Here is a 6,887-nt window from a genome sequence, read left to right on the forward strand (position 1 = left end):
TTCATTTATTTAATCGTTGCGTTTGCTTGTTCAGTGAATTCTTTCAAAGCTGGTTCTGCTTCTTTCTCGCCATTTGATACAGCTTGAAGCATTGGGAACCAAAGAGTTCTCATTTCAGCAAAGCCGTCAATGGTGTTGTAGTATGGAGAGTAGTATTGAGTCCACTCTTCAATCATTGCCATGCGCTCATCATCATAGAGTGCTCCAAATGATGTGCGAACTGGGAATGCTCCTGTACGAACAACGTTCTTAGGACCCCATTCTTTATCATCTGCGATGAACTGGATGAATTTCTTAGCTGCTGCTACACGTGCTTCGTCGCCATTATTGAAGACTGCAAAGCCATTTACAAGGTACTCAAGAGCTGCTTTCCCATCTTCAGATGGGAATGGTACTTCAAGCACTTCTACTTTTGATGCTTCTAGCAATTGTCCTTGGATACCATTTTGCGCAGGACCCCAAAGGATAGTGTAAGATGTTTGGCCGTTCGCAAAGTTTTGGATGTCATCGCCACCTGCATATTGTGAACCATTCATCATGTAGCCGTCTTTTATCCAGCCAGCTGCCTTATCCAAGGCTTTGATCATTTGTTCTGAGTCAGTTGTATATTTGGTTACACCTTCATCGGTGATGCTTCCGCTGTAGAGGTTTGCCAAGAAGGCACGAGTACCTTGGTCGCCACCTTGACCGTTAGAGAAGAGGGAACCAGGGTTGTAGCCCTTGTCTTTCAAAGCTTTGATCACTTTTTCAAAGTCGTCAGTAGCCCAGCCATCTTTGACAAGATCAAGCACACCTGCGTCTTTCAACATCGCTTTGTTAAAGGCCATGTAGAACGGAGCAGAGCTTAGTGGGTACATGTAGGCTGTATCACCAGCTTTTGATGCCTGAATAATGTTATTATTGTTCACATCTTTGACAAATTCATCTGTGAAGAGGTCATTCAACTCAGCCAATTTGCCATTTTTTCCATAGGTAATGATACGACCTGGTGCATCAAAGAGGACGTCTGGAGCAGTACCTGCTTCGATAGCAGTTGTAATTTTTTCAGGACCAGATGTAAAGTCGATGGTTTCCAATTTTACAGTGATGTCTGGGTTTGCTTCCTCAAAAGCAGCAATAATTTTTTGCTCATAGGTACCAACACCATCTTCTGTATTTTCTTGCGTGAAGACTGGGAAGGCCCACCAAGTGATCTCTGTCTTACCTGAACTTGCAGACTCAGAAGAGGTTGCAGTCGAATTACTTGTAGAAGAACCACAAGCCGCTAGTGACAAGATTGCTGCACCAGCCAACAATGATTGCATGATTTTTTTCATCATACTTCTCCTTTTTTATTATTTTGCTTACCCCAATGGGTGCTTAGACTACTTATTTATTGTTTCAACACTCGGATAAACCGCTCTGCTATTTCTTTTGGTCGGGTAATAGCCCCGCCAACAACGATACCTGCAACACCTAGATCATGGATGGTTTTGACTTGATCCGGATAATGAATTTTTCCTTCAGCGATGACATCAATACCCGCTCGACAGAGGCGGTCAACCAGCTCAATATCTGGACCATCTTCCTGCCGGCTGTAAGAAGTATAGCCAGAAAGGGTTGTCCCAACGAAATCAATTCCAGCCTCATAGGCCGTTATCCCCTCTTCATAGGTTGAAATGTCTGCCATAAAGAGTTGGTTTGGATATTTTTCCTTTATTTGTTTGATGAAGTCTACGATTGTGAGCCCATCATACCGTTCACGCTTGGTACAATCCAAGGCAATCACTTCAATATCTAAGGCTGCCAGTTCATCAACTTCCCTCATTGTCGCAGTTATAAAAGGTTCCTGTGGAGGATAATCTCTTTTGATAATTCCGATAATAGGTAAGTCTGTAACTTCCTTTATTTCTTTTATATCTCGGACACTATTTGCTCGAATTCCAACTGCTCCTGCCTCTTCTGCTGCTTTAACCAGTAATGGCATTATGCCCCCTTCCTCCCGATAGAGAGGCTCACCTGGTAAAGCCTGGCAAGAAATGATCAAGCCATCTTTTATTTGTTCCTTTAGGACTTCCTTGCTAATGGTAGCCATTCCATTCTCCTTTCTATTATCGGATCCGAGATAGCGCTTACAAAACTATTATATAATATATTGATATTTTTTCAATAGTTTTTTATACATAAAATCTACTTTCTTTCTTTTTACAAAAAACGACATTTTTGAAACTAGTTTCTAAAATGTTTCCTATTCTTAAAACTAGTTTTATACTCAATGAAAATCAAAAGTAGCCTAGGAAACGAAGCCGACGATAGAACTCAAGTTCATCTAGGCAAGTTGACAACGGATAATTTTGATTTTCGAAGAGTATTACCATACAAAAAAATCAGCCAGAGCATCACTCTAACTGATCTAGTTTCATATGGTAAGATGTTTTGAACTGTGAATATCGGCTCTAAAGTGCATAGGGTTGCAATTCGGGATTGATCGGTGTGTTAATCAAATTGTTTGTATAGTTACAAAGGGTTGCAAGACTAACTCCCAGTACAACATCCAAAGCATTTTCTGCTGTATAGCCTGCTTGGAAAAATTCTTCTAGCAACTGGTCGCCTACTTTACCTTTTTCTTGGATGACTGCCAGAGTAAATCGAGCTAATGTATCCAATTTCGCATCAGCCTCGATTGGTGTTCCCTGACGAAGGGCCTGTAAAATTTCGTCTGGCATTTTAATCCGCTTGATAGATATAGCAGTATGACCTGCTACACAGAAGCCACATCCATTGGCAACTGCTGCTGTAATCTGTACCACTTCGCGTTCAGTCGCTGTTAAACTGTTGCGACGGTTTATGTCTCCAACAGTTTGATAAGTTTCCAAGGCTGATGGAGAGTTGGCTAAAAGTCCAATCAAGTTTGGAATATAGCCCCCGTTATTTTTCTTGACCGTCTCTAAATTTTCTTTCAAATCAGGTCGAACAGTGTCCAAGGTTTGAATAGGGAAAAATGCTTGTGTCATAGGATACTCCATTTCTTGCTATTTCACTAAGAATCATTACTCAGACCTCAGTGATATAGGATTATACTACCATAAGAAAAGGTTGTTTGCTAATATATTTTACCTATCAACACAATAAGGATTACCTATTATCTAGTAGATCTACACCTTAGACTGTATCTCATGCATATGAGCATAGATACCACCTTGTTCAATCAGTTCCTCATGTCTCCCCTGTTCAACGATTCGCCCTTGATCCAAGACTAGAATCTGATCTGCATTTTGAATGGTTGACAGACGATGGGCGATGATAAAGGTGGTACGCCCCTCCTTAACCACTTCCATGGCGTGTTGGATAATTTCTTCTGTTTCCGTGTCAATGTGAGAAGTTGCCTCATCCAAAATCAGAATTTTAGGATTGGAGTACAGAGTGCGGGCAAAGGCAATCAACTGGCGTTCCCCACTAGAGAAGGTCGAACCTTTTTCAACAACAGGCTCATCAATCCCCTTCTCCAAACGAGCCAACATGGGACCAGCACCAACCTTTTCCAAGGCATCCAATACCGCATCCCTGTCCATCGTTTCTAGATTCATGGCCACATTACTAGCAATGGTCCCCGTAAAGAGGTAGGGATCTTGAAGTACAATGCCCATGTGACTGCGCAGGCTCTCACGAGAAAAGTCACGGATGTTTTTCCCATCCAGCAGAACCCTGCCCTCCTGGGGATCATAGAAGCGATAAAGGAGGTTCATAATGGATGATTTTCCAGAACCTGTATGACCAACTAGAGCTACCGTTTCTCCCTTCTCTGCTCGAATGGAGATATCCTTCAAGACTGGCTTACCTTCTTCATAGCTAAAATACACATGATCAAAGATAACCTGTCCATCTTCAAGTGGCAATGTTGCCTCCGCATCCTCTTCCAACTCTTCTCCCAACAAGCCCATCAAACGCTTGCCCGTTTCGATGGAACGAAGGACATTAGGAAACTGTTTGACCAAGGCCCCTAGTGAAACGAAAATCCCTTCAATGTAATCAATATACACAAATAACTTACCCGGTGATAGACTGGATTGGCCTTGTAAAAATTGATAACCGACTATTGTCAAAATCCCCGTCAAAACCAAGAATTTCAAAAACTCTGTCAAGGTCCAAGTTGCACTGGATTGAGCCCAAATAATTTGATTGTCAGCCCGCCGCATTTTATCAGCTGTCGCTTCAAACTCTGCCAACATGTTCTCTTCCTGTCCGTAAAGTTGGATAAGGCTAGCTCCGTTCATGGTCTCATTGACCTGGGTATTAACTTCACTACGAGCATCATAGAAATCTTTCATTGGCTTATCTGTCATTTTTTTATAGACAAATTGAATGCCTATGAAGACCGGAATCAGCAACAAGAGAGCCAAACCCAAACTTGGATTCAGATAAAAAAGGATACCGTAGGTGAAAAGCAAACGTACAAAGCTATTGAAAACATTGACCAGGGTCCCGTAAAACTGATTGCGCAAGGTTTCAGTATCATTGACAATACGGGTGGCAATCTTACCAGCCGGCTTATCATCAAAATAGGAAATAGGCAAGCCTTGCATGACATCGTAAGCCTGATTGCGTAAGTCCTCCGCAATTCTATTGGCACAATACATCATGAGCCGCATGGACAGGTAAATTCCAATGGCACCCAGACCAACCATGGCTACATACTGGGCAGTCATCTGTAAAAATTCGGCTTCTTGAAAAGCCTGCCCCTCACTCAAGGCCCGTATTGGCCCATCTATGGCTTGTTGGATGAGGAGGGGAGAAAAGCGCAATAGACTGGATGCAGCCAAATAGCAGACCACAGCAAGTGCAAAGAGCCCCTTAACACGACCGATTTGCTTCAATAAAAAACCTAAAACTCTCATTACTCTCCTCCTTCCTGGCTTTGTTGCCGTTGATATTGTTCATAGTACCAGCCTTCTTGGGCTAGTAAATCAGCAGGTCGTCCTTCTTCGACAATCCGCCCCTCGTCCAAAACCAGCACCCAGTCCGCATGGTTGACAGCAGAAAGGCGATGGGTCACAATGACATTGGTCTTACCTGCACGCTCTTTTTGAATATTTTGGATAATCTGACGTTCTGTCCGAGCATCGACTGCCGACAGAGAATCATCTAGGATGAGCAAGTCTGGCTCTCGCAGGAAGGCACGCGCAATGGAAATCCGTTGCTTCTGCCCGCCAGAAATAGACACACCCCGCTCACCAATCATGGTGTCTAAGCCATCACTCATCCGCTCCAAGTCCTTGGTAAAGGCTGCTGTTGCGATGGCTGCCTCAATTTCTTCTACACTGCTATCTAGCTTACCAAAGGCAATATTTTCCCCAACTGATTTTGAAAAGAGAATGTGCTCTTGTGGGACATAGCCAATTTTTTGCTCAAGGCTTGAGCGTTTGAAGTTGAGGACAGACTGTTGATTGACCTCAAATGCTCCTTGTCCCACCGGGTACTGTCTTAAAAATTGTCTAACTAGGCTGGTCTTACCAGAGCCCGTCTTACCAACAATCCCGACTGTCTGACCCGCTTTCAAGGTCCAGTTAATCTCCTGTAAACTTGGTCTTTCAGCCTGTGGATAGCTAAAGCTGTAATTCTTGAAAGAAATACTATCCAGCTCTGCTATTTCCCTAGAGCCATCCTCCTCCAAGTCATCGCCCGTCTCAATCAGCTCCTGCAACTTCTCAAAGGAAGTCTTGCCCGTCTGGTAGACTAAGATGAAATCCGCCAGGGTCCAGAAAGGTTCGAGAAGGGAACTAACATAGAGTTGAAGAGCAATGACCTGACCCAGGCTTAGTTGACCGGCTTTTACTGCCTCAGCCCCTAAAATCAGTACCAGAATAGTTGAAAGACCTAAACAAATTGTTGCCAAGGGGTTGTAGATGGACTGCAATGAGGTAATCCTGTTCCCACCCTCAGCCAAGGCCTTGGTACGGGCTTGAAATTGAGCCTTTTGAGCCGATTTTTTACTATAGGCACGGGTTACCCGAATGCCTTCAACTACTTCCAAGACTTCATTATTCAGCTGGGCAACAGCATCTCGGTTGGCATCAATAGCCAGGTCCTGCTTACGGCCAATGAAAAAGATAGCAACCGCCATGAATATCATAGGCAAAATAGCCAAAAATGATATCCACCAGTCAATGAAAAACATGGTCGGAATGATAAAGGCTAACATTCCACCTGCATAGACCACAATCATCAGTCCGTAGCCAACCATCTCCATCAGACCATCGACATCCGTCGAAAAACGGGTCATGACATCGCCAGACCGAAATTTTTCATAAAAGGGCGTCCTCATGGTGACCATCTTTTTAAAGGCCCGCTGTTGCATATCAAATTTGAAATTGACAGAAGCCTGAAAAAGTTTCAAATGCCAAATAAAGCCCATCCCATAGTTGAGAAAAGTCACCAAGAGCAAAAGGCACATTTCTTGTATCAAAACTTGTTCAGTCAGTCCGTTCTTGGTGAGAATATCCACCATCCTCTGAATAATCTGTGTCGGTATCAAGAGGGTGACATCATAAATAATCAAAGTCACAACAACTACCAAGTAGAGCCACTTGTGTTGCTTGACATAATCCAAAATCAATCGAAACATAAATCTCCTTTCATTTAGAAACTGTATGCACAATTTATCGTTTTTGCCTAAGTCAAAAGTTTTAGCCACTAATCGTATTTACAATATAGTCTTTTAGTTTACTTTTAGTACTAGGCAACGAGCCGCAGGCATAACTAGAGTTAGACAAGGCGAGTTAACGAAGTAATAAAAGAAAAACTGATATGTAAAGCCCTTTGTCAAGTAAAAACAATCGAACTGATAAAAAAATGAAAAGTATCTAGAAAGAGCCTAGTTCTTAGCTTCGGGCATTGGCCACTCTGATATT

General features: G+C 42.8%; 5 protein-coding genes. All 5 read right to left on the reverse strand.

Going from position 1 to position 6,887, the window contains the following annotated elements:
* Positions 1–5: 5 nt before the first annotated feature.
* Complete coding sequence (locus C1E99_RS06755; RefSeq protein ID WP_105207050.1) at positions 6–1,316, reverse strand: ABC transporter substrate-binding protein; 1,311 nt, start codon at positions 1,314–1,316, stop codon at positions 6–8.
* A gap of 56 nt (positions 1,317–1,372) precedes the next feature.
* Positions 1,373–2,074 (reverse strand): N-acetylmannosamine-6-phosphate 2-epimerase, encoded by a 702-nt coding sequence (locus C1E99_RS06760; protein ID WP_105207051.1) that lies wholly within the window; start codon positions 2,072–2,074, stop codon positions 1,373–1,375.
* A 361-nt stretch (positions 2,075–2,435) separates the two neighbouring features.
* Positions 2,436–2,993 carry a carboxymuconolactone decarboxylase family protein gene (locus tag C1E99_RS06765; RefSeq protein WP_105207052.1) on the reverse strand — a complete coding sequence of 186 codons (558 nt, stop codon included), beginning with the start codon at positions 2,991–2,993 and terminating at the stop codon, positions 2,436–2,438.
* Positions 2,994–3,134: 141 nt separating this feature from the next.
* Positions 3,135–4,874 (reverse strand): ABC transporter ATP-binding protein, encoded by a 1,740-nt coding sequence (locus C1E99_RS06770; protein WP_105207053.1) that lies wholly within the window; start codon positions 4,872–4,874, stop codon positions 3,135–3,137.
* Positions 4,874–6,601: an ABC transporter ATP-binding protein gene (locus C1E99_RS06775; protein ID WP_105207054.1), complete on the reverse strand. Its 1,728-nt coding sequence runs from the start codon at positions 6,599–6,601 to the stop codon at positions 4,874–4,876. Before C1E99_RS06775 ends, C1E99_RS06770 begins: the two co-directional genes overlap by 1 nt.
* Between the last annotated feature and the right edge of the window lie 286 nt (positions 6,602–6,887).

Source organism: Streptococcus suis, assembly GCF_002964045.1.
GTDB lineage: Bacteria > Bacillota > Bacilli > Lactobacillales > Streptococcaceae > Streptococcus > Streptococcus suis_U.

Excerpts from the sequence above, each read along its gene's own strand:
- C1E99_RS06775 (WP_105207054.1), bottom strand. The coding sequence starts at position 6,601 with ATGTTTCGATTGATTTTGGATTATGTCAAGCAACACAAGTGGCTCTAC.
- C1E99_RS06765 (WP_105207052.1), bottom strand. The coding sequence starts at position 2,993 with ATGACACAAGCATTTTTCCCTATTCAAACCTTGGACACTGTTCGACCT.
- C1E99_RS06770 (WP_105207053.1), bottom strand. The coding sequence starts at position 4,874 with ATGAGAGTTTTAGGTTTTTTATTGAAGCAAATCGGTCGTGTTAAGGGG.
- C1E99_RS06755 (WP_105207050.1), bottom strand. The coding sequence starts at position 1,316 with ATGAAAAAAATCATGCAATCATTGTTGGCTGGTGCAGCAATCTTGTCA.
- C1E99_RS06760 (WP_105207051.1), bottom strand. The coding sequence starts at position 2,074 with ATGGCTACCATTAGCAAGGAAGTCCTAAAGGAACAAATAAAAGATGGC.